Consider the following 22,286-nt stretch of genomic DNA (forward strand, 5'->3'; position numbering starts at 1 on the left):
GCATGGAGCTCCTCGACCTCGTCTGGCTCATCCCTGCCCTGCCACTGGCCGGGTTCCTGCTGCTGGTCCTCGGCGGCCGCCTCCTCGGCGAGCCCGGTGCCGGCTGGCTGGCCACGGCCATGATGGCCGGCTCCTTCGGCGCCACCGTGGCCGTGTTCGTCGGCCTCCTCGACCGCCCCGAGGAGGAACGGGTCTTCGGCCAGACGCTCTTCGAGTGGATGCCCATCGGCGGCTGGGACATCGACTTCGGCTTCTACGTCGATCCGTTGTCGGTCGCCATGTGCCTGTTCATCACCGGCGTGGGCACGCTCATCCACCTGTACTCGGTGGGCTACATGCACGGCGACGTGAACTTCTCGAAGTTCTTCCTGTACCTGAACCTGTTCGCCTTCTCGATGCTCATGCTCGTGCTCGGCGACAACCTGCTCCTCACCTTCCTCGGCTGGGAGGGCGTGGGCGCCTGCTCGTACTTCCTCATCAGCTTCTGGTTCACCGACCCGGAGAAGGCATCGGCCGGCAAGAAGGCCTTCGTCACCAACCGCATCGGTGACTGGGGCTTCATGGTGGCGATCTTCGCCTGCCTCGCGGCCCTCGGCTCGATCAGCTACGACGAGATCCTCTCCGGTGCCGGCAGCCTCTCGGGCACCACCGCCACGCTCATCGCCGCCTGCCTCTTCGTCGGCGCCATCGGCAAGTCGGCCCAGTTCCCGCTCTACGTGTGGCTGCCCGACGCCATGGCCGGCCCGACGCCGGTGTCCGCCCTCATCCACGCCGCCACCATGGTCACCTCGGGCGTCTACCTGCTCACCCGGGTGAACCCGATCATCGCCGAGGCCGACACCTGGATCCAGCCCACCATCGCGTGGGTCGGTGCCGGCACCGCGCTGTTCGCCGCCACCATCGCCGTGTCCCAGAAGGACATCAAGAAGGTGCTGGCATACTCCACCGTCTCCCAGCTCGGCTACATGTTCCTCGCCGTCGGTGTCGGCGCCTACGTGCCAGCCGTGTTCCACATGATCACGCACGCCTTCTTCAAGGCCCTGCTGTTCCTCGGCTCCGGCTCGGTCATCCACGGGATGCACGAGGAGCAGGACATGACCCGCATGGGCGGCCTGCGCAAGTACATGCCGATCACCGCCGCCACCTTCATCGTCGGCTGGCTCGCCATCGCCGGCGTGCCGCCGTTCTCGGGCTTCTTCTCCAAGGACGAGATCCTGCTCTACGCCTGGGCCGAGAACCCGGCGCTGTGGGTCGTCGGCCTGGTCACCGCGCTGCTCACCGCCTTCTACATGAGCCGCCAGGTCTTCCTCGTCTTCTTCGGCGACGAGCGCTTCACCGTCGACGCCGACCACGATGCCCACACCGAGGTCGCAGCCGCGGACGAGGGCGACGCCGACACCGCCCTCGACACCGAGGGCGCCGAAGCCGAGGCCCTGGAGCATCCCGACACCGCCGGCGCCCCCCAGCACGACGACGTCCACGTCCTGCACGCCGCGCCGCACGAGTCGCCCTGGACCATGACGCTCCCGCTCGTCGCGCTGGCCGGCCTGGCCATCGTCGGCGGCGCCATCCAGCTGCCCTTCACCTCCGACCTCCACTTCCTCGCCGACTGGCTCCACCCGGTGCTCGGCGACAACGAGGCCCACATCGACGTGGCCACCGGCACCAAGGTCGGCCTCGCCGTCGTGGCCGTCCTCGCTGGTCTCACCGGCATCGCCATCGCCTACGCCATCTACCTGCGCCGCATGCGCGACCCGATCGAGCCCGCCATCCTCGAGGAAGGCTGGCGCTACGACCGGGCCATCACCTCGTTCATGGGCGGACCCGGCCGCGCCGGGTTCGAGGCCGCCTCGAACTTCGACCGCACGGTCGTGGACGGTGCGGTCAACGGCGTCGGCGCCCTGGTGCGACGCTCCGGCGGCGGCCTGCGCGGCCTGCAGTCCGGCTTCGTCCGCAACTACGCGCTCGGCATCGCCGGCGGCGCGGTCCTCCTGCTCGCCTACTTCCTCGCGCAGGTCACGCTCTGATGCTCGCCGCCAACCTCGCCTTCCCGCTGCTCACCGCGGCGATCCTCGTCCCCCTCGCCGGTGCGCTGCTGATCGCCCTCGTGCCCGCCACCCGGCGAGAGGTCATCCGGCCCCTCGCCGTGCTGTTCTCGGCCACCACCGGTGCGTTCACCCTGTGGATGCTCGGGGCGTTCGACCGCAGCGATGCCGGCTTCCAGTTCGCCACCTCCCACACCTGGATCGAGGAGTTCGGCATCGGCTGGAACCTCGGGGTCGACGGGATCTCCCTCTTCCTCGTCGTGCTCACCGGCGTGCTGTTCCCGCTCACCTTCGTGGCGGTGACGCCCAAGCACGACCCGAAGGCGTACTACGCCTGGCTGCTCATGCTGCAGGCCGGCTGCATCGGTGCCTTCAGCGCCCTGGACCTGTTCCTGTTCTTCATCTTCTTCGAGATCGTGCTCGTGCCGATGTACTTCCTCATCGGTGGGTGGGGCTACGGCCAGCGGGTCTACGCCGCCCTCAAGTTCTTCCTATTCACGATGTTCGGCTCGGCCCTGATGCTCGTCGGCATCGTCAGCCTCGCCTTCCTCGACCGCGATGCGGCCCTCGAGCGCAGCGAGGTGGCCAGCGAGGAGCTGGCCGGGCTGCAGGAGAGCATCGACGTGCGCGAGGTCTCCGGCGTCGACGTCCCCCAGGAGGAGTACGACCGCCTCGACGAGCTCACCGCGTCCGTCGAGGGCGCCGACCAGCTGACCTTCGACCTCGTGGAGATCGCCGAGGGGCGCGCCGAGGCCCTCGCCGCCGACCAGGCCGCGATCGACGCGGGTGAGATGGAGGCCCGGGACTCCTGGAACCCGCTGGACTGGGAGGCGGCGAAGTGGATCTTCCTCGCCTTCGCCCTGGCCTTCGCGGTCAAGGTGCCCCTGTTCCCGCTGCACACCTGGCTGCCCGACGCCCACACCCAGGCCCCCACGGCCGGCTCGGTGATCCTGGCCGGCGTCATGCTGAAGCTCGGCACCTACGGCTTCGTGCGCTTCGGCCTGTACCTGTTCCCCGACGCGTCGCTGTTCTTCGCCCCGGTGATCGCCACCCTCGGCGTCATCGGCATCATCTACGGCGCCGTCGTGGCCACCATGCAGAAGGACATCAAGCGCCTCGTCGCCTACTCCTCGGTGGCCCACCTCGGCTTCATCGCCCTCGGCACCTTCGCCATGACCACCCAGGGCATCGGCGGCGGCGTGCTGCAGATGGTGAACCACGGCATCTCCACCGGCGCGCTGTTCCTCCTGCTCGGCATGCTCTACGAGCGCCGCCACACCTACGACATCGCCGCCATGTCCGGCCTCCAGAAGGCCACGCCCGTGCTGGCCGGCGTGTTCACGCTCGTGATGCTGTCCTCCATCGGCCTGCCCGGGCTCAACGGCTTCGTCGGCGAGTTCCTGGTGCTGGCCGGCGCCTACCTCACCCTCAAGTGGTGGGCCGTGGTGGCCGCCGCCGGCGTGATCCTCGCCGCGCTCTACCTGCTGTGGGCCTACCAGCGCGTGTTCCACGGCGAGCCAACCGAGGAGGACCTGGCCACGCCGGACATGCGCATCGGCGAGCTCGCCTACATGGCGCCGCTGCTCGTCCTCATCGTGTTCCTCGGCGTGTACCCCAAGCCGGTCCTCGAGCGCATCGAGCCCTCCGTGGCCGCGCTCGTGAGCCACATCGAGGGTGCGACGGACTTCGAGGAGCCCGCCGCCGCCACCTCCGGGTTCTCGGGGACGACCGCTGACGACCACGGGGAGGGCGAGTGACCATGCACGCGCTGCTCGCGAACCTGACCGCGCCGCTCCAGGCGGCCGACGAGGCCTTCGACCCGATCCCGACGCCCGAGATCGAGTGGTTCACGATCGTCCCGCTGCTCGTGCTCGTCGGCGCCGCGCTCGGCCTGATGACGCTCACGGCGATCACCCGCCGGCCCCTGTTCGGCGGCTTCTACCCCCTCGCCACCTCGGTGGCCGCCATCGGCGCCGCTGTGTGCACGTGGCCGATCTGGGACCGCATCCAGGACCCCGAGCGGGGCCCGTTCACCGCCCTCGCCGGCGCGATCGGCGTCGACGGCTTCTCGGTGTTCATGACCGTGGTGATCTGCTCGTCGGTGGTCGTCGCCGCCCTGCTGGCCGACGGCTACCTGAAGCGAGAGGGCCTCGACGGCCCCGAGCTCTACGTGCTGCTCCTGCTCTCCGCATCCGGCGGCGTCGTGATGGCCGCGGCCAACGACCTCATCGTGCTGTTCCTCGGCCTGGAGATCCTCTCGCTCGCCGTCTACACCCTCGCCGCCATGCACCTGCGCCGGGTCACCTCCCAGGAGGCCGGCATCAAGTACTTCGTGCTCGGCTCGTTCGCCTCGGCGTTCCTGCTCTACGGCATCGCCCTCACCTACGGCGCCACCGGCAGCACCAACCTGGTCGAGATCCTCAGCTACCTCACCCAGGTCGCCCTGTTCGACAACGGCCTGCTGCTCGCCGGCATGGCCATGCTGCTCGTCGGCCTGCTGTTCAAGGTGGCCGCCGCCCCCTTCCACGCCTGGACCCCGGACGTGTACCAGGGCGCCCCCTCGCCGGTGGTGGCCTACATGGCCTCCGGCGTGAAGGCAGCCGGGTTCGCCGGCCTCATCCGGGTGCTCTACCTCGGGTTCCAGACCTACCGGGTCGACTGGCAGCCGGTGATCTACGCCGTGGCCATCCTCACCCTGCTCGTCGGTGCCCTGATGGCCGTCGTCCAGACCGACGTGAAGCGGATGCTGGCGTACTCCTCGATCAACCACGCCGGCTTCGTCCTCGTCGCCGTCCAGGCCGCGACCGAGCGGGGCGTGCAGGCGTCGATGTTCTACCTGGCCAGCTACACGTTCCTCGTCGGCGGCAGCTTCGCCATCATCACCATCGTCGGACGCACCGGCGACGACCGCCACTCCCTCGACGACTACCGGGGCCTGGCCAAGGCCCGACCAGCGCTGGCCCTCGTGTTCGCCCTGCTGCTGTTCAGCCAGGCGGGCGTGCCCTTCACCAGCGGCTTCTTCGCGAAGTTCTACGCCATCGCCGCTGCGGTGGACGCCGGCTCGTACCCGCTGGCCGCGGTGGCGATGCTCACCGCCGTCATCGCCGCCTTCCTGTACCTGCGGATCACGGTGTCGATGTTCCTCGGCGACGTCGACGACGCCGACATCCCCGAGCGGCGCACGCTGCCGGTGCCGGTCGGCGCCGCCATCGCGCTGGTCATCTGCGTGGTCGTGACCCTCGGTGTGGGCATCTTCCCGCACGTGCTCACCGGCCCCGCCGGCGACGCCACCGCGGTCCTCGTCGGCTTCTGACCCGCCGCCGGCCGTGGCATCCATCCAGTCGGCCGGCGACGTCGTCGAGGTCGACGACGTGCTCGTCACCATCTCGCCCCGCACGGGCCGCCTGGCCCGACGGCGCTCCACGCTCGACGCGCCCGTGACGTGGCCGGCGCCGCGCACCACCGTCACGCTGCACCGCACCGACACCACCGGCCAATGGCAGGCCTGGTTCACCTACGAGGGCCAGACGGTCACCCTCGTGTTCCCGCCCAAGCGCCTCGACGACCTCGTCGCCTTCGCGGAGGCCCACCTCGGGGGCATGACCAACACCGTGCTGGACGCCGAACAGGACCGGCTCGCCCGCCGCGCCGAGGACCGGTCCCGGTGACCATCGCCGAGGCCGTGCTGATCGCCGTCGCCGGGTTCCTCGCCGGCGGCGTCAACGCGGTCGCCGGCGGCGGGTCCCTCATCTCGTTCCCGGCCCTCGTCGCCGCCGGGCTGCCGACCCTCGACGCCAACGTCACCAACACCACGGCGGTGTGGCCCGGCTACCTGGGCAGCGCCGCGGCCTACCGCAGCGAGCTGCGCACCCAGGGCGCCCGCCTCCGGGGGCTCGCCGTCACCTCCGTGCTCGGCGCCGGAGCCGGCTCCGCGATCCTGCTCGTCGCCCCCGACGCCGTCTTCGACGCGGTGGTCCCGTTCCTGGTGCTCGCCGGCTCGGTGCTGCTCGCCCTCCAGCCCCGCATCGCCAAGGCGGTGCTGGCCCGCACCGAGGCCGGCGGCCAGGGCCAGACCGCGCAGCTCCACGTGGCCATCTTCCTGGCCGCCGTGTACGGCGCCTACTTCGGTGGCGGCCTGGGCGTGATCCTGCTCGCCGTGCTCGGCATCTTCGTCGCCGACCACCTCCAGCGGCTCAACGGGCTCAAGGCTGCCGTCTCCCTGCTGGTCAACACCGTGGCACTGGTCGCGTTCGCCCTGTTCGGCCCGGTCGACTGGGGTGCGGTGGCCATCGTCGCCCCGGCGAGCCTGCTCGGCGGCTACGTCGGCGGCCGCCTGGCCCGACGCCTGTCGCCCGACGTCCTGCGCACCACCATCGTCGTGTTCGGCGTCGTCGTCGCCATCTGGCTCGCGCTGCGGTGAGCCGATCCCGGCTCCGCCAGCGCGGTTGCGTGACCGATGTCATAGATTTCCGGCGAACGGCGGGCGGGGCTGGAGCGTCTCATCGGTGATGGCGAAACCACGATCCCCCCACCGCCGCCCGGGTGCCCGCGCCGCGCTGCTCCTCGCCATCGGCGTGGCCCTCGGCTTCAGCGGCTACCACGCCCTGCGCTCCCTCGACGTCGCCGACACCGAGGCCACCGCGGTCGACGGTGGTGCCCCCACCACCACGGTCCCGGTCACGGCTCCCCCGACCACCGAGGCGCCCACCACCACGACCACCGTCGCGCCGACCACGACGGCACCGGCCACCACGGCACCGACCACCACGGCACCGACCACGACCACGACCACGTCGCCGCCGGCCACGGTGCCCGCACCGCCCACGTACCGCAGCGGCGACGAGGGGCCGGAGGTGGCCGCCCTGCAGGAGCGCCTCCTCGCCCTGGGGTTCTGGGTGCCGGTCGTCGACGGCGACTACGGGTCGGTGACCCAGCAGGCGGTCATGGCCTTCCAGAAGCACGCCGGCCTGTCCCGCGACGGCATCGCCGGACCGGCGACCATGGCCGCCCTCGACACGGCCGGCCCGGTGGCGGCCCGAGAGGGCGGTGACCACGTCGAGCTCGACCTCGAGCGCCAGCTCCTCATCGTCGTGCGCGGTGGGCGCACCCTCGCGTTCAACACCTCCACCGGCACCACCGGCTGGCGCACGCCCCCGGGCCGCTTCACCGTCCAGCGGGAGATCGACGGCGTGCGCGAGGCCCCGCTCGGCGACCTGTACCGGCCCAAGTACTTCAACGCCGGCATCGCCGTGCACGGCTCGCCGAGCATCCCCGGCCACCCTGCCTCCCACGGCTGCGCGCGGGTCCACGACCGGGTGATGGACCTGCTCTGGGCGGAGGGCCTGATGCCCGTCGGGACGCCGGTCTGGGTGTACTGAGACCGGTCCTCGACCGTCCGGAGGGCCCCGAATTCAGGCCCCGATGGGGGGTCTGGGGCCCGGTTGGGCGATCTTGGCCCACTTCTGCACCGGTCAGTAGGGTGCCCCTCCGTGTCGGAGTTCCTCCGTAATTACCTGACGGTTGCCATCTTCGGTGGCGTTGCGGTCGCGCTCCTGGCGGGCGTCCTCGGCCTCGGCTCGCTGATCCGCCCGACCCGTCGCCAGGAAGGCAAGTACAAGAACTACGAGTCCGGCGTGGATCCGGTCGGCGACACGTGGTCGCAGAGCCAGATCCGGTACTACATCTTCGCCCTGATGTTCGTGATCTTCGACGTGGAGGCGGTCTTCATCTTCCCGTGGGCCACCCGCGTCGAGGAGTACGGCGTCTACGGCCTCGTCCTGATGCTGATCTTCATCTTCATCCTCACCCTTGGCCTCGTGCACGCGTGGCGCAAGGGTGTCCTGCGCTGGATCTAGGAGAGGGAACCCCATGGGTCTGGTCGAGAGCGGCAAGCTCCCGAAGCCGCTCACGCAGCTGCTCAACACGTCACGCAAGTACTCCCTCTGGATGTACCAGTGGGGCCTCGCGTGCTGCGCCATCGAGATGGCGGCCGCCATGGCCGGCCCGCGCTTCGACATCATGCGTCTCGGCGTCATCCCGCTGCCGGCGTCGCCGCGCCAGTCCGACCTGCTCTGCGTCTCGGGCACGGTCACCGACAAGATGGTCCCGGCTGTGCGGCGCCTGTGGGAGCAGATGCCCGACCCGAAGTACGTGATCTCCATGGGCTCCTGCGCCAACTGCGGCGGGCCGTACTGGGACAGCTACTCGGTGACCAAGGGCGTCGACCAGGTCATCCCGGTCGATGTCTACGTGCCCGGCTGCCCGCCCCGGCCCGAGGCGCTGCTCGAGGGCGTGGTGCTGCTCCAGGAGCGCATCCAGAACGAGGACATGGCCGACAAGTGGCGAGGTGATCCCATTGTCGTCAGCTGATCCCGAGGCCCCCGAGCAGGAGGCGACCGAGACCGACGAGCGCCGCGAGGCCCTCCTCGCCGGCCTGGCCGAGCGACTCGGCGACGACCTCCTCGGCTCCCACATCCTCCCGGGCCGCGACCTGTGGATACGCGTCACGCCGGCGGCGTGGGTGTCCACCATGCGCCACCTGCGCGACGACCTCGGCTTCCGCTTCTTCGAGTTCCTCTCCGCCATCGACTGGCTGCCCTCGCCCTACGGGCGCTACGAGGAGGCCGCGGTCGACGTCGACCTGCCGGCGCTGCTCGCCGCGGCGCTGGCCGTCGACCCCAGCACCCTCGAGACCGGCGTCGCCGGCGGCGACACCCGCTACCAGGTGTTCGCCCGGGTGATGAACCTGGCCGAGCGCGACCTCGGCATCATCGTCAAGGTCGACGTCCCGCCCGTCGACGCCGACCCCCACCTGCCCGGCGCGATCGGGACCATCGTGGCCATCTACCCCGGCGCCGACTGGAACGAGCGCGAGGTGCACGAGATGTACGGCATCGGCTTCGAGGGCAACCCCAACCTGCGCAACCTCTACCTGCCCACCGGCTTCGAGGGGCACCCGCTGCGCAAGGACTACCCGCTGCTGGCCCGGCACGTGAAGCCGTGGCCCGGCATCGTCGACGTCGAGGCCATGCCCGACGAAGGCGGCGACGAGGAGGAGGGCGACCAATGACCGTCACCGAATCGGAGCAGCTCGCCTACGTCGCCGCCAAGGCCGCGGACGCGCGCGTCAACGTCGAGCTCGAGACCGACGACGGCATGACGCTGAACATCGGCCCGCAGCACCCGGCCACCCACGGCACCCTGCGCATCGTCGCCAAGCTCGACGGCGAGCAGGTCCTCTGGGTCGAGCCGATCATGGGCTACATGCACCGGGGCTACGAGAAGCTCGTCGAGGTGCGGACCTACCCGCAGATCACCACGCTGGTGAACCGCATCGACTGGCTGGCCGCGTCCTGCAACGAGGTGCCCTTCATCCTCGCGGCCGAGCAGCTCATGGGCGTCGAGGCGCCGCTGCGGGCCCAGTACCTGCGCACGATCTTCCACGAGATGGGCCGCATCGCCCACCTCACCATGTTCCTCGGGGACATGGGCGTGCAGATCGGTGCCCTGACGCCGATGTTCTACGCGATGCGCGACCGCGAGTTCGTGCTGAACCAGACCGAGTCGGTCAGCGGCGGCCGCTTCCACCCGAACTTCAACCGCATCGGCGGCCTCAAGGACGACATCCCGAAGGGCTGGCTCGACGAGACCATCCGGATCATGCGGAAGATGGAAGCCTTCTGCGACCAGATGGAGGAGCTGCTCCTCGGCAACGAGATCTTCGAGCAGCGCACACGCGGCATCGGCATCATCCCGGCCGAGATCGCCCAGCAGTACGGCCTCACCGGCGCCAACCTGCGGGCCTCGGGCGTCGACTGGGACCTTCGCCGCGACGTCGACTCGCCGATGGCCTGGAAGCACGCCGACTTCGACGTGATCACCCACACCGACGGCGACTGCTACGCCCGCACCTGGGTGCGGCTGCAGGAGACCCGCGAGGCCTGCAAGATCGTCACCCAGCTCTGCGAGGACCTGCCCGCCGGCCCGATCATGGCCAAGGTGCCCCGCATCATCAAGGTGCCCGCCGGCGAGGCCTACGTGGCCACCGAGAACCCGCTCGGCGAGATGGGCTACTACGTCGTCTCCCAGGGCGACCTCGGCCCGTTCCGGGTCAAGATCCGCACCGCCAGCTTCCACAACATCTCGATCGTGCCGTGGGTGCTGCGGGGCGTCTACGTGCCCGACATCATCTCGATCCTCGGTTCGCTGTACTTCATCCTGGGAGACATCGACCGATGATGTCGTTCGCTTCGCTCACTAACCGAGTTGTTCGGCAGAGCCTCACAACCCGCGGTGACGCACGATGATGCTGGGTCTGGAGCTGGCGTACTGGCAGGAGTCGATCCTGCGCAGCCTCGGCGTCCTCGCCGCGGTGCTGCTGCCCGCGGGCACGTTCGTCTACGTGTTCCTGTTCAAGATGGTCAGCTTCATGCAGAACCGCCTCGGCCCCATGGAGGCCGGCCCGTACGGCTCCATGCAGCTGCTGGCCGAGGTGGGCAAGGCGCTGCAGAAGGAAGACGTCGTCCCCGACGCCGCCGACCGCACGCTGTTCAAGATGGCGCCGTACATCGTGGTCGCCACCGTGCTGCTCACCTACGTCGTGGTCCCCTTCGGACCCGACATGGTGTTCATCGACAACCAGTTCTTCGGCACCGGCATCTTCTACGTGATGGCCGTGTCATCGATCTCGGTGATCGGCATCATCCTCGCCGGCTGGGCCTCGGCCTCGAAGTACTCCCTGCTCGGTGCCCTGCGCGCCGCCGGCCAGCTCATCGCCTACGAGCTGCCGCTGGTGCTGTCGGTGATCGGCGTGGTCATCCAGGCCGGCACCCTCGACCTGCAGCGCATCGTCGTGGCCCAGGCCACCGGCGAGATCTTCGGCTGGGGCGCCATCGGCAACCCCTTCATCCTCACCCAGTTCATCGGCCTCCTGATCTTCATGATCGCCATGCAGGCCGAGCTCGCCCAGACCCCCTTCGACATGCCGGTGGCCGAGTCCGAGGTCGTCGGCGGCTACCACGTCGAGTACACGGGCCTGCGCTTCCTGCTGTTCTTCATCGGCGAGTTCGCCACCGCCGGCGCCTTCGCCGCCATCGCCGCCACCTTGTTCCTCGGCGGGTGGTGGCTGCCCGGCCTCGACCTCGAGGCCAACTACATGAACGTCCTGGGTCCCATCATCCTGCTGGCCAAGATGATGGTCTTCGGCGGGATCATCTTCTTCATCCGGTTCACGTACCCGCGGCTGCGCGAGGACCAGCTCCAGCGCTTCGCCTGGAAGTTCCTCATCCCGCTCGCGCTCGTGAACATCACGGCCACCGGCATCCTCAAGGTGGTGTTCTGATGCCCAAGCCCAAGATCCCCGGCGTCATCTCCGGTCTGAAGGTCACCTTCAAGGAGATGCTGTCGCCGAACGTCACGGTGCAGTACCCGAGGGAGAAGGAGCCGCCCCCCACGCGGGCGCGCGGCGTCATCGCCCTCAAGGAGGAGAACTGCACGGTCTGCATGCTGTGCGCGCGCAGCTGCCCGGACTGGTGCATCTACATCGAGGGCCACAAGGAGAAGGCGCCGCCGCGGCGCCCGGGCGGCAAGCCCCGCACCGTCTCCGCGCTCGACCGCTTCGACATCGACTACGCGCTGTGCATGTACTGCGGCATCTGCGTCGAGGTCTGCCCGTTCGACGCCCTGTTCTGGAGCCCGGAGTTCGAGTACTCCGAGCCCCGCATCGCCGACCTGCTCCACGACAAGGAGCGCCTGGGCGAGTGGATGGAGACCGTCCCGGACTTCGAGCCCTACGAGGCCGGTTCGGAGCAGAAGGTCAAGAAGGTCCCCCGCTGATGGTCGCCCAGAACATCTTCTTCTACGTGATCGCGGCCGTGATGGCGTTCTCCGCCATCCGGGTGGTCACGGTCAAGAACGTGGTGCACGCCGCCATGTACCTCGTGCTCGTGCTGGCCGGGGTCGCCGCCCAGTACGTCCTGCTGGCCTCGGAGTTCCTGGCCGCCACGCAGGTCCTCATCTACATCGGCGCCATCGTCGTGCTGGTCCTGTTCGGCGTGATGCTCACCCGGGCCAAGCTGGGCGAGGACGTCAACCTCACCAACGACTACTGGTACGTCGGCGCCTTCACCGGGGTGATCCTGTTCGTCCTCCTGGCCACGTCGCTGCTCGACCACTTCGGGGACGAGCCCCTCGACCAGGCCAACGCGTCGACGCAGATCTCCGGGAACACCGAGCAGGTGGCCGACGCGCTCTTCGCCCCCTACCTCGTCCCGTTCCAGGCCGTCTCGGTGCTCCTGCTCGCCGCCCTCGTCGGGGCCATCGCGCTGGCGCGGAAGGACTGATCGTGGACGACCTCATGCTCAACCAGTTCCTCCTGCTGTCGGCGATCCTGTTCTCCACGGGCGTCTACGGGGTGCTGGCCAAGCGCAACGCCGTCATCGTGCTGATGTCGATCGAGCTGATCCTCAACGCCGTGAACATCAACCTGGTGGCCTTCGGCGCCCACAACGGCACCATCGCCGGCTCGGTGTTCGCCCTGTTCGTCATCGCCGTCGCCGCCGCCGAGGTGGGCGTCGGCCTGGCCATGGTGCTGGTCATCTACCGCAACCGAAAGAGCGTGGACCTCGATGAGGTCGCGCAGATGAAGGGCTGATCGTGTTCGGAGCCGCTGAAGCTGCCGGGGCCGTCGAGCCTGGCTTCCTCCTCGAGAACGCGTACGTCGTACCGCTGGTCATGGCCGCGTCCTTCGTGCTGACGCTCGCCATCGGCAAGCGCCTGGGCAAGCACGCGTCCTGGATCGGCATCGTGTCGATCGGGTTCTGCTTCCTGTTCGCCGTCGGCGTGAACGTCCAGTGGTACGGCTACGTCCACGACTCCGAGCACGCCGCCGAGTCCCACGCCGAGGACGGCGAGGAGAGCCACGGCGACGACACCGAGGACCCCGCCGAGGACGAGGACGCCGCCCGCGCCGAGGACCCCGAGCTCCCCGCGGGTGACGAGGGCGCGCTGGTCGTGCCCGCCGCCGAGGGCGCCGGCCCGATGGTCGACGGCGAGAGCGCCTCGGCCCGTGGGCCCCCGACGGTCGCAGCCGTCGCCGAGGAGGGCGAGGGCGGTGGCGAGGGCCACGCCGAGTACACGATCGAGCCGGTCACCAAGTCCGTCACCTGGTGGACCAACGGCACCGTCGAGTTCGAGGTCGGCATGCTCCTCGACGGCATGGCCGTGATGATGCTCTTCGTCGTCACCCTGATCTCGCTGCTGGTGCACGTCTTCTCCACCGACTACGTCGCCGGCGACCGCCGCTACACCCACTACTTCGCGTTCCTGTCCCTGTTCTCGGCGGCGATGCTCGGCTTCGTCATGTCCCAGAACACCCTGCAGCTCATCACGCTGTGGGAGCTGGTCGGCGTGTGCTCCTTCGCCCTCATCGGCCACTGGTGGGAGGAGAAGCCCAACTCCGACGCCGCCCTGAAGGCCTTCCTCACCAACCGCGTCGGCGACGTCGGCCTGCTCGTCGGCATGATCATCCTGTTCTTCGCCGCCGGGCAGACCTTCGACATCATCGAGATCAACACCCTCGCCAACACCGGCGACATCACCCACACCGCGCTGCTCGTGGCCAGCCTGTGCCTGCTCGCCGCGGTCATGTCGAAGTCGGGCCAGTTCATCCTCCACACCTGGCTGCCCGACGCCATGGCCGGCCCCACCCCGGTGTCCGCGCTCATCCACGCCGCCACCATGGTCGTGGCCGGCGTGTACATGGTCGCCCGCATGTACGGCGTGTTCTGGAACGGCCTGGTCATCGGCGGCTCGAGCATCAACGCCCTCGCCGTCGTCGGCGGCCTCACCGTCCTCGGCGGTGCCGGGCTCGCCTTCGTCCAGTCCGACATCAAGAAGGTGCTGGCGTACTCCACGGTGTCCCAGCTCGGCTACATGGTCATGGCCCTCGGCGTCGGCGCCTGGACCGCGGCCCTGTTCCACCTCTTCACCCACGCGTTCTTCAAGGCCGGCCTGTTCCTCGGCTCGGGTTCGGTCGCCCACGCCGTGCACAGCTTCGACATGAAGAAGGACATGGGCGGCATGAAGCAGTTCATGCCCAAGACGTTCTGGACCTTCGTCATCTGCACCGCGGCCCTCATCGGCATCTTCCCCTTCGCCGGCTTCTGGTCCAAGGACGAGATCCTCGCCGGCGCCAGCCAGCTCGGCGGCGACGGCTCCTACACGGCGTTCCTCGTGGTCGGCTCCATCGGTGCCCTCATGACCGCCGCCTACATGACCCGCTGCATCTACCTCACCTTCTTCGGGGAGTTCCGCGGCGCCCACCACGGCGAGGTCAGCCACGGCACCGAGGACCACCCGGTCGAGGAGGACCACCTCGCCGCCGACTCCGGCCACGGCGACGACCTCGAGGCCGCCCACGACCCCCACGCCGGCGACCACGGCCTGCCGCACGAGTCCGGGCCCCGCATCCTGGTGCCCCTCTACATCCTCGCCGGCCTCGCCATCGTGGCCGGGTTCGCCAACATCCCGAACTCCGGCGCCCTGTCGTGGTGGCCCGAGGACTTCGCCCTCGTGTTCGAGCACCTCTTCGAGCCCCGCGGCGGCTACTTCCCGTCGCTCACCGAGGCCGGCCCCACCGGTGCGGTCTTCGCCCACCCGAAGTTCGACATCGTCATCGCCCTCAGCTCGACCCTGCTCGGCCTGCTCGGCATCGGCCTCGCCTACGCCTGGTACTTCAAGGGCCTCGGCCCCCACGGCATCACGCAGCGCAACCGCCTCGCGGGCGTGGGCCACCGGATCCTGGTGAACAAGTACTACTTCGACCACCTGTACACCGGGATCATCGCCGGTGGCGTGAAGGGCCCCGTGGCCCGGGCCACCAACTGGTTCAACAAGCACATCCTCGACGGCGTCGTCGACGGCGTCGGCAAGGGTGCCGTCGTCGGTGGACGCTTCGTCTACGAGACGATCGACCAGAAGGTCGTGGACGGTGCCGTCAACGGCTCCGGCTACGCCGCCGAGGGTGGCGGCCAGGTCTTCCGGATCATGCAGACCGGCAAGGTCCAGCAGTACGGCGCGATCCTCTTCGCCGCCACCGTTGTCCTCGCCGGCATCTTCATCGTCGTCATCTAGCCCCTTCTTCCAGCCCAGCAGAGACCAGAGAGACGTACCGACATGGATTTCATCCAGGACTGGGGACTCACCGCGATGGTGTTCGCGCCGCTCGCCGGCGTCGCCATCATGATGCTGTTCCCCAAGGACGCCGACGACACCCACAAGGTGCTGGCCCTGCTGACCTCCCTGGTCACCGCGGCGATCGGCATCGCAGTGCTCGCCGACTTCGACTACGACGACACGGGGTCGCTGCAGTTCCTGCGTGACAACGAGTGGATCAACGTCATCAACTCGCGGTTCATCCTCGGCATCGACGGCCTGTCCGTGCCGCTCATCGCGCTGACCCTGCTCATCACGCCGCTGGTCATCGCCTACTCGTGGAACCACTTCCCAGAGCCGCACAACCCCAAGGCGTTCCTGTCCCTCATCCTCGTGCTGCACACCGGCATGCTCGGCACCTTCGTCGCCCAGGACCTGATCCTCTTCTTCGTCTTCTTCGAGGTCGTCCTGCTGCCGATGTACTTCATGATCGGGGTGTGGGGCGGGCCCGAGCGGCAGTACGCCTCGATCAAGTTCTTCCTCTACACGCTGTTCGGCTCGGCGCTGATGCTGCTGAGCTTCCTCGCGCTGTTCTTCCTGACCGGCGGCGAGACGTTCTCGATGGTCGAGCTGGCCGAGCGGGTCCAGGGCATGGACATCGCCCGCACCACGCAGCTGATCGTGTTCGGCGGCATGTTCATGGGCTTCGCCATCAAGGTGCCCATGTTCCCGTTCCACACCTGGCTGCCCGACGCCCACACCCAGGCCCCCACGCAGGGCTCGGTGATCCTGGCCGCCGTGCTGCTGAAGCTCGGCACCTACGGGTTCATCCGCGTCGCCCTGCCGATCCTGCCCGAGGCCGCCCAGTCCTGGGCCCCGTGGATCGGCGGGCTCGCCGTCATCGGCATCATCTACGGCGCCCTCGGCTGCTTGGCCCAGACCGACATGAAGCGACTGATCGCGTTCTCCTCGGTCGCCCACATGGGCTACACGATGCTCGGCATCTCCACCCTCACCGACTTCGGCCTCAACGCCGCGGTCTTCGGCATGGTCGCCCACGGCCTCATCACCGGCATGCTCTTCTTCATCGCCGGTTCGGTGAAGGAGCGCTACCACACCCTCGAGATCAAGCGCCTCGGCGGCCTGCTGGTCTCGGCGCCCCGCCTCGGCTGGATCCTCGGCTTCTGCACCATGGCCAGCCTCGGCCTGCCCGGCCTCGCCGGGTTCTGGGGCGAGTTCCCCGCCATCCTCGCCGCCTACCAGCCCGCCGAGGGCCTGCCCGTGGAGCTGTTCCGCGGCTACATGGTCGTGGCCGCGATCGGCACCGTGCTCGCCGCCGGCTACCTGCTCTGGCTCTACCAGCGCACCGCGTTCGGCACGGTCAAGGACGAGTTCGTCGACGACCCCAACATCCACGACGTCAACGGGCCGGAGTGGATCGCCTGGACGCCGCTGCTCGCCCTCATCCTCATCCTCGGCGTCTACCCGAACCTGCTGTTCAAGGTCTCCGATGGCTCCATCGTGAACGTGGCCAGCCAGATCGCCGCGGCGACCGGGAACTGATCCGGTGCTCGCCGTGCTCGCCCAGGTCAGCGACTTCGTCGCCCCCAACATCGACTTCCACGCGTTCGGTCCCGAGCTCGCGCTCGTGGGCGCGCTCGTGGCGGTGCTGGTCGTCGACGTGATCAAGCCGGATGGGAACAACCCGTTCCTGTCCTCCATCGCCGGCCTCGGCGTGCTCGGCGCCCTGATCCCGGTGATCACGCTGGCCACCGATGGCGCCGACCGGTTCCTGTTCGACGGCGCCTACGTGGTCGACAACTTCTCGCTGGTCCTCAAGGCACTGTTCCTGGTGTCGGGCTACGTCGTGATCCTCATGTCGACGAACTACATCGCCGAGGGCGACTACGCCGAGGGTGAGTACTACATCTTGCTGCTGTCCTCGCTGATCGGCATGACGCTGATGGCCAGCGCGCGCGACCTCATCACGGTGTTCATCGCCCTCGAGCTGCTCTCGATCCCGGCCTACATGCTCGCCGGCTGGCGCAAGCGGGACCTGATCGGCAACGAGGCCGGCGTGAAGTACTACCTGATGGGCGTGTTCGCCTCGGCGGTGCTGCTCTACGGCATGTCGCTGCTCTTCGGCGTCGCCGGCGACACCCGCCTCACCGAGATCGGCCAGGCCATCGCCGGCGGTGCCGGCGAGACGGCGCTGATCACCCTCGCCATCGTCTTCGTCGTCGTCGGCTTCGCCTTCAAGGTGTCGGCGGTGCCGTTCCACACCTGGGCGCCCGACGTGTACGAGGGCGCGCCCACACCGATCACCGCGTTCCTCGCGGTGGCGTCCAAGGCCGCCGGCTTCGTGGCCCTGCTCCAGGTGATCTACCTCGCCTTCCCCGGGCGCGACGACGTCATCCAGCCCCTGATGTGGGTGCTGGCTGCGGCCACCATGACCATCGGCAACCTGATCGCGCTGCGCCAGACCAACGTGGTCCGGCTGCTGGCGTACTCCGGTGTCGCCCAGGCCGGCTTCATCCTCGCCCCGCTGTCGGTCGCGTCGGAGCTGTCCCTGCAGGCCGTCATCACCTACCTGGTGATCTACGCCGCCATGAACCTCGGCGCCTTCGCCGCCGTCATCGGCATCGCCCGCAAGACCCGCTCGGCCGAGATCACGTCCTTCGGCGGCCTGTTCGAGTACGCCCCTGGCCTCACCGTGATCCTGTCGCTGTTCCTGTTCAGCCTCGCCGGCATCCCGCCGCTGGGCGGCTGGCTGGCCAAGTTCGTGGTCTTCCGGGCCCTGGCCGATGCCAACACCGCATCCGGCTACGTGATGGGTGCCATCGTCGCCGTCAACTCGGTGATCGCGCTGTACTACTACGCGAACGTGGCCCGCGAGATGTGGATGAAGCCGGTCCCCGACGGCGACCGCAGCCCGGTCGTGGTGCCGTTCTCCATCGGCGCGGCCCTGGCCCTCACCGTCGTGGCCACCATGGCCTTCGGCGTGTCGAACCTGGCCACCCGCCTCGGCGACCAGGCCACGTTCCTGGCCTTCTGATCCGGGCTTCCTCACTGTACTTCTGGGGCTTCCTCGCTCCTTCGTCGCTGCGGGGAGCCCCACGTTCCCACGGAGGCCACTTGCACCAACTCGGTCGCTCCGCTGGCGCTTCGCTACCGGTACCGATCCGTGCCTGAGTCGATCGCGCCTGCCTGATGGAGTCCGTCTACGCCTTCGTCGAGCGGGCGCTCTACGGGCCCGATGGCTTCTACGAGCACGGCGGCCGGGCCGGCCGGCGCGGTGCGTCCTTCGTCACCAGCCCCGAGGTCGGCCCGCTGTTCGGTGCCGTGCTCGCCCGAGCCCTCGACCGCTGGTGGGACGACGCCGGCCGACCCGACGAGTGGGTCGTGGTCGACGCCGGCGCCGGTCCCGGGACCCTGGCCCGGGCGATCCTGGCCGCCGCGCCGGCGTGCGCGGGTGCGCTCCGGCTCGTCTGCGTCGAGCGCACCGCCGCGCAGCGCGAGCTCCACCCCGACGGTGTGGCCTCGACGGACCGGCTGCCCGAGGCCGCCGACGTGATCGTTGCCAACGAGCTGCTCGACAACCTCGCCTTCGACCTGCTCGAGCGGACCGACGACGGCTGGGTGCCGGTCGAGGTCCACCCTGACGGCACCACCCGGCCCGACACCGGAGGGCCCCGCGTGCCGGTGGCCACGGCGGCCGCCGCCTGGGTCATCGATGCCCGCAGGCGCCTGCGGCCCCACGGCCGCCTCGTGTGCTTCGACTACGCCGACACCACCGCGGCGCTCGCGGCGCGGCCGTGGACCGACTGGGTCCGGGCCTTCGCCGGCCACGAGCTGATCCCCGACCCCTTCGTCCAGCCCGGCACCCGCGACGTCACCGTCGTCGTCCCGTGGGACCAGCTGCCGACGCCGGATCGCAGCACCGAGCAGGCCACGTGGCTGGCCGAGCACGGCATCGACGAGCTCGTCGCCGAGGGCATCGCCCACTGGCAGGCCCACGCCGCCGCCCCCGACCTCACCGCCATGCGGATGCGCAGCCGGGTGCGGGAGGCAGAGGCACTCACCGACCCCGCCGGCCTCGGTGCCTTCTGGGTGGGGGAGTGGCGCCCCTGACTTCTGGCAGCGGCTGCGGAACGGGGTGACGGAAGCCCGCTGACCCCGCCGACCGGCTCGGGTACCGTCCGGCGCGTGGCCCCGGTGATCCGCTGCTCATCGCTCGTGAAGTCCTTCGGTTCGACCCGCGCCCTCGACGGCCTGGACCTCGAGGTCGCCCCGGGGGAGGTCCACGGGTTCCTCGGCCCCAACGGCGCCGGCAAGACCGTCACCATGCGCATCGTCCTCGGCCTGCTGCGGGCCGACGCCGGTGAGGTCACCCTGCTCGGCGGCGACCCGTGGCGCGACGCTGTCGCCCTCCACCGGCGCCTCGCCTACGTCCCCGGCGACACCAACCTGTGGCCCAACCTCACGGGCGGCGAGATCATCGACGTGCTCGGCGGCCTGCGCGGCGGGCTGGACGGCACCCGTCGCGCCGCCCTGGTCGACCGCTTCGACCTGGACCCGCGCAAGAAGGCCCGCACCTACTCCAAGGGCAACCGCCAGAAGGTGGCGCTCGTGGCCGCGCTCGCATCCGACGCCGAGCTGCTGGTCCTCGACGAACCGACCTCCGGCCTCGACCCCCTGATGGAGGCGGTCTTCCAGGACTGCATCCTCGACGCCCGCGCCGAGGGTCGGACGGTGCTGCTGTCGAGCCACATCCTGGCCGAGGTGGAGAAGCTGTGCGACCGGGTGACCATCATCCGGCAGGGGGCCACGGTGCAGACCGGCACGCTCGACGAGCTCCGCCACCTCACGCGCACGACGGTCACCGCCGAGGTCCGGGAGTCACCCGAGGCGCTCGGCGACCTGGCCGGCGTGCACGACCTCGTCGTCGACGGGCACCGGGCGTCCTTCGACGTCGACAGCGACCACCTCGACGAGGCGATCAGCCGGCTGGCCGCCCTCGGGGTCACCTCGCTCACCAGCCACCCGCCCACGCTCGAGGAGCTGTTCCTGCGCCACTACGGCGACGAGCTGGCCGACATCGGCGTCGCCGGCACCGCCGCTCCCGACGACGGCCGCCCGTGATGCGGACCCTCACCGGCCTCTGGCGGCTCGTCCGCCTGATCCTGCGGCGCGATCGCGTCCGGCTCCCCGTGTGGGTGCTGGGCCTGGCTGCGGTCGTCATCGGCTCCGGCGCCTCGCTCGTGCCGCTGTACCCCGAGCAGGCCGACATCCAGCAGTACGTCGACCTCTTCGGCGACAACCCTGCGCTCATCGCCTTCGCCGGGCCGGGCTACGGGTTCGACAACCCCAACCTCGGCGTGATCCTGGTGAACGAGACCCAGCTCTGGGCCTGCATCGGCATCGCGCTGATGAGCATCTTCCTGGTCAACCGCCACACACGGGCCGAGGAGGACGCCGAACGCACCGAGGTCCTCCGCTCGAGCATCGTCGGGCGCCACGCCCCCACCGCGGCGGCCGTCGTCGTGGTCGCCGCGGCGAACGTCGTGTTCGCCGCCCTGTGCGGGATCGCGTTCGTGGCCCTCGGCTACGGCGCCACGGGCACGCTCGCCTACGCCGCCGGCCTCGCCGGGTGCGGTCTGGTGTTCACCGGCCTGACCGCGGCCCTCGCCCAGCTCGCCGGCAGCAGCCGGGCCACGCTCGGGCTGGCCACGGCCGTGCTCGGCCTCGCGTTCGTGCTCCGGGCCGTCGGGGACATCACGGGCAACGTGCTGCGCTGGCTGTCCCCGATCGGCTGGGCCCAGGGCGTGCGGGCCTACGCCGGCGAGCAGTGGTGGCCGGTGGCCCTCTGCCTCGCCGCCACCCTCCTCGCCGTGGCGGCGGCCTTCTGGCTGGCGACCCGCCGGGACCTGGGCTCGGGGATCCTGCCCCAGCGGCCCGGCCCCGCCCGGGCCGGGACGTGGGCCCGCAGCCCCATCGGCCTCGCGGTGCGGCTCCAGCGGGCAACGATCGTGGCGTGGATGGCCGGGCTCGCCCTCATGGGCGGCGTCTACGGCTCCATCGGTGAGGACGTCGAGGAGATGATCGAGGACAACGAGGCCTTCGCCGACGTCCTCGCCCAGATGGGCGGCGCCGACGTCACCGACTCCTTCTTCGCCACCGCCGTGTCGATGCAGGCCGTGCTCGCCGCCGGCTTCGCCATCTCCGCCGCGCTGCGGATCCGGTCCGAGGAGGCCGCCGGCCGGGTGGAGCCCATCCTCGCCGGCCCGGTCGGTCGGTGGCGCTGGGCGTGGAGCCACCTGCTGGTGGCTGCCGTGGGCACCGTGCTGGTGGTCGCCGCCGGCGGCGTGGGCGTCGGTGCCTCCTACGCCGCCGTGTCCGGCGACGCCAGCCAGGTGCTGCGCCTCACCGGCGCCGCCCTCGCCACCGTGCCGGCCGTGCTGGTGCTGGCCGGGGTTGCCGTCGCCCTGTTCGGGGCATCGCTGCGCCTCTCCCTGGTGGCCTGGGCCGGCCTCGGCGTGGTCGTCCTCGTCGAGCTGTTCGGCGAGCTGCTCCGGCTGCCGTCGTGGTCCCGGGTGGTCTCCCCGTTGCACCACGTGCCCGGGCTCCCCGCCGAGGACCTGCGCGCCGTGCCGCTGCTCGTCCTCACCGTCATCGCCGTGGCCCTCACCGCGGTCGGCCTGGCTCGGTTCCGGTCCCGGGACCTCCAGGTCGGTTAATCGTCGATCGGGTCGGAGATCCGGAGGCGGTTGCCGTCGGGGTCCTCGACCTTGAGCTCGCGGCCCCACGGCACCTCGGTGGGCTCCTGGTCCAGACGCCGGGCGAGGTCGTCGAGCTGGCTGTGGCGGATGTAGATGAGCGTGTCGGGGCTGGCGTCGTCGTCGTGCTCGGAGAGGTAGATGTGCCCCCGCCCGCGCGCGATGGACGCGAACCCCGGCTCGTCGGGCTCGAGGCGGTGCTCCCACTCCTTGTGGAACCCGAGCTGGGCGTACCACGCGACCGACTGGTCGATGGACGTGACGCGCAGGATCGGGATCACCTCTTGTGACACCGCGGTCACGCTAATGGCTG

Annotated in this window: 21 protein-coding genes; 20 read left to right on the forward strand and 1 reads right to left on the reverse strand. The window is 69.9% G+C overall.

The window, feature by feature from the left end; genetic code table 11:
* Positions 1-2 precede the first annotated feature (2 nt).
* The 20 genes from nuoL to RGQ06_RS08770 all read left to right on the forward strand — a co-directional run bounded on the left by nuoL (position 3) and on the right by RGQ06_RS08770 (position 21,934).
* On the forward strand, positions 3-2,027 hold the full coding sequence (gene nuoL, locus RGQ06_RS08675; RefSeq protein ID WP_432426966.1) for an NADH-quinone oxidoreductase subunit L: 2,025 nt from the start codon (positions 3-5) through the stop codon (positions 2,025-2,027).
* Complete coding sequence (locus RGQ06_RS08680; protein ID WP_432426965.1) at positions 2,027-3,802, forward strand: complex I subunit 4 family protein; 1,776 nt, start codon at positions 2,027-2,029, stop codon at positions 3,800-3,802. The genes nuoL and RGQ06_RS08680 overlap by 1 nt, the downstream gene beginning before the upstream one ends.
* 2 nt (positions 3,803-3,804) lie before the next feature.
* The gene (locus RGQ06_RS08685) at positions 3,805-5,358 is read left to right on the forward strand and encodes an NADH-quinone oxidoreductase subunit N (protein WP_432426964.1); all 1,554 of its coding nucleotides are present in this window, start codon (positions 3,805-3,807) and stop codon (positions 5,356-5,358) included.
* 13 nt (positions 5,359-5,371) lie between these two features.
* Positions 5,372-5,713: a hypothetical protein gene (locus RGQ06_RS08690; RefSeq protein WP_432426963.1), complete on the forward strand. Its 342-nt coding sequence runs from the start codon at positions 5,372-5,374 to the stop codon at positions 5,711-5,713.
* The gene (locus RGQ06_RS08695) at positions 5,710-6,465 is read left to right on the forward strand and encodes a sulfite exporter TauE/SafE family protein (RefSeq protein ID WP_432426962.1); all 756 of its coding nucleotides are present in this window, start codon (positions 5,710-5,712) and stop codon (positions 6,463-6,465) included. Before RGQ06_RS08690 ends, RGQ06_RS08695 begins: the two co-directional genes overlap by 4 nt.
* An 88-nt stretch (positions 6,466-6,553) precedes the next feature.
* Positions 6,554-7,423 carry a L,D-transpeptidase family protein gene (locus tag RGQ06_RS08700; protein WP_432426961.1) on the forward strand — a complete coding sequence of 290 codons (870 nt, stop codon included), beginning with the start codon at positions 6,554-6,556 and terminating at the stop codon, positions 7,421-7,423.
* 111 nt (positions 7,424-7,534) lie between these two features.
* On the forward strand, positions 7,535-7,900 hold the full coding sequence (locus RGQ06_RS08705; RefSeq protein WP_432426960.1) for an NADH-quinone oxidoreductase subunit A: 366 nt from the start codon (positions 7,535-7,537) through the stop codon (positions 7,898-7,900).
* Positions 7,901-7,913: 13 nt separating this feature from the next.
* Positions 7,914-8,414, forward strand: a complete 501-nt coding sequence (locus RGQ06_RS08710; RefSeq protein ID WP_432426959.1) for an NADH-quinone oxidoreductase subunit B — start codon at positions 7,914-7,916, stop codon at positions 8,412-8,414.
* Positions 8,401-9,114, forward strand: a complete 714-nt coding sequence (locus RGQ06_RS08715; protein WP_432426958.1) for an NADH-quinone oxidoreductase subunit C — start codon at positions 8,401-8,403, stop codon at positions 9,112-9,114. Before RGQ06_RS08710 ends, RGQ06_RS08715 begins: the two co-directional genes overlap by 14 nt.
* A complete protein-coding gene (locus RGQ06_RS08720) occupies positions 9,111-10,283 on the forward strand; it encodes an NADH-quinone oxidoreductase subunit D (RefSeq protein ID WP_432426957.1) in 1,173 nt (390 codons plus the stop codon). Before RGQ06_RS08715 ends, RGQ06_RS08720 begins: the two co-directional genes overlap by 4 nt.
* A 64-nt stretch (positions 10,284-10,347) precedes the next feature.
* The gene (locus RGQ06_RS08725) at positions 10,348-11,385 is read left to right on the forward strand and encodes a complex I subunit 1/NuoH family protein (RefSeq protein WP_432426956.1); all 1,038 of its coding nucleotides are present in this window, start codon (positions 10,348-10,350) and stop codon (positions 11,383-11,385) included.
* Positions 11,385-11,879 (forward strand): NuoI/complex I 23 kDa subunit family protein, encoded by a 495-nt coding sequence (locus RGQ06_RS08730; RefSeq protein ID WP_432426955.1) that lies wholly within the window; start codon positions 11,385-11,387, stop codon positions 11,877-11,879. The genes RGQ06_RS08725 and RGQ06_RS08730 overlap by 1 nt, the downstream gene beginning before the upstream one ends.
* On the forward strand, positions 11,879-12,385 hold the full coding sequence (locus RGQ06_RS08735) for an NADH-quinone oxidoreductase subunit J family protein (protein WP_432426954.1): 507 nt from the start codon (positions 11,879-11,881) through the stop codon (positions 12,383-12,385). Before RGQ06_RS08730 ends, RGQ06_RS08735 begins: the two co-directional genes overlap by 1 nt.
* A gap of 2 nt (positions 12,386-12,387) precedes the next feature.
* Positions 12,388-12,696: an NADH-quinone oxidoreductase subunit NuoK gene (gene nuoK / locus RGQ06_RS08740; RefSeq protein WP_432426953.1), complete on the forward strand. Its 309-nt coding sequence runs from the start codon at positions 12,388-12,390 to the stop codon at positions 12,694-12,696.
* 2 nt (positions 12,697-12,698) lie between these two features.
* The gene (locus tag RGQ06_RS08745) at positions 12,699-15,176 is read left to right on the forward strand and encodes an NADH-quinone oxidoreductase subunit 5 family protein (protein WP_432426952.1); all 2,478 of its coding nucleotides are present in this window, start codon (positions 12,699-12,701) and stop codon (positions 15,174-15,176) included.
* Positions 15,177-15,218: 42 nt separating this feature from the next.
* Positions 15,219-16,760, forward strand: a complete 1,542-nt coding sequence (locus RGQ06_RS08750; protein ID WP_432426951.1) for a complex I subunit 4 family protein — start codon at positions 15,219-15,221, stop codon at positions 16,758-16,760.
* A 4-nt stretch (positions 16,761-16,764) separates the two neighbouring features.
* Positions 16,765-18,252 carry an NADH-quinone oxidoreductase subunit N gene (locus RGQ06_RS08755; protein WP_432426950.1) on the forward strand — a complete coding sequence of 496 codons (1,488 nt, stop codon included), beginning with the start codon at positions 16,765-16,767 and terminating at the stop codon, positions 18,250-18,252.
* A 155-nt stretch (positions 18,253-18,407) separates the two neighbouring features.
* The gene (locus RGQ06_RS08760) at positions 18,408-19,328 is read left to right on the forward strand and encodes an SAM-dependent methyltransferase (protein ID WP_432426949.1); all 921 of its coding nucleotides are present in this window, start codon (positions 18,408-18,410) and stop codon (positions 19,326-19,328) included.
* Positions 19,329-19,403: 75 nt separating this feature from the next.
* Positions 19,404-20,339: an ABC transporter ATP-binding protein gene (locus RGQ06_RS08765; RefSeq protein ID WP_432426948.1), complete on the forward strand. Its 936-nt coding sequence runs from the start codon at positions 19,404-19,406 to the stop codon at positions 20,337-20,339.
* The gene (locus RGQ06_RS08770; protein WP_432426947.1) at positions 20,336-21,934 is read left to right on the forward strand and encodes an ABC transporter permease; all 1,599 of its coding nucleotides are present in this window, start codon (positions 20,336-20,338) and stop codon (positions 21,932-21,934) included. The genes RGQ06_RS08765 and RGQ06_RS08770 overlap by 4 nt, the downstream gene beginning before the upstream one ends.
* On the opposite strand, the gene RGQ06_RS08775 is transcribed toward RGQ06_RS08770, so the two are convergent.
* A complete protein-coding gene (locus RGQ06_RS08775) occupies positions 21,931-22,266 on the reverse strand; it encodes a glyoxalase superfamily protein (RefSeq protein ID WP_432426946.1) in 336 nt (111 codons plus the stop codon). The genes RGQ06_RS08770 and RGQ06_RS08775 overlap by 4 nt on opposite strands.
* Positions 22,267-22,286 lie beyond the last annotated feature (20 nt).

The sequence above is a fragment of the Salinilacustrithrix flava genome (assembly GCF_041228405.1).
GTDB lineage: Bacteria > Actinomycetota > Acidimicrobiia > Acidimicrobiales > Salinilacustritrichaceae > Salinilacustrithrix > Salinilacustrithrix flava.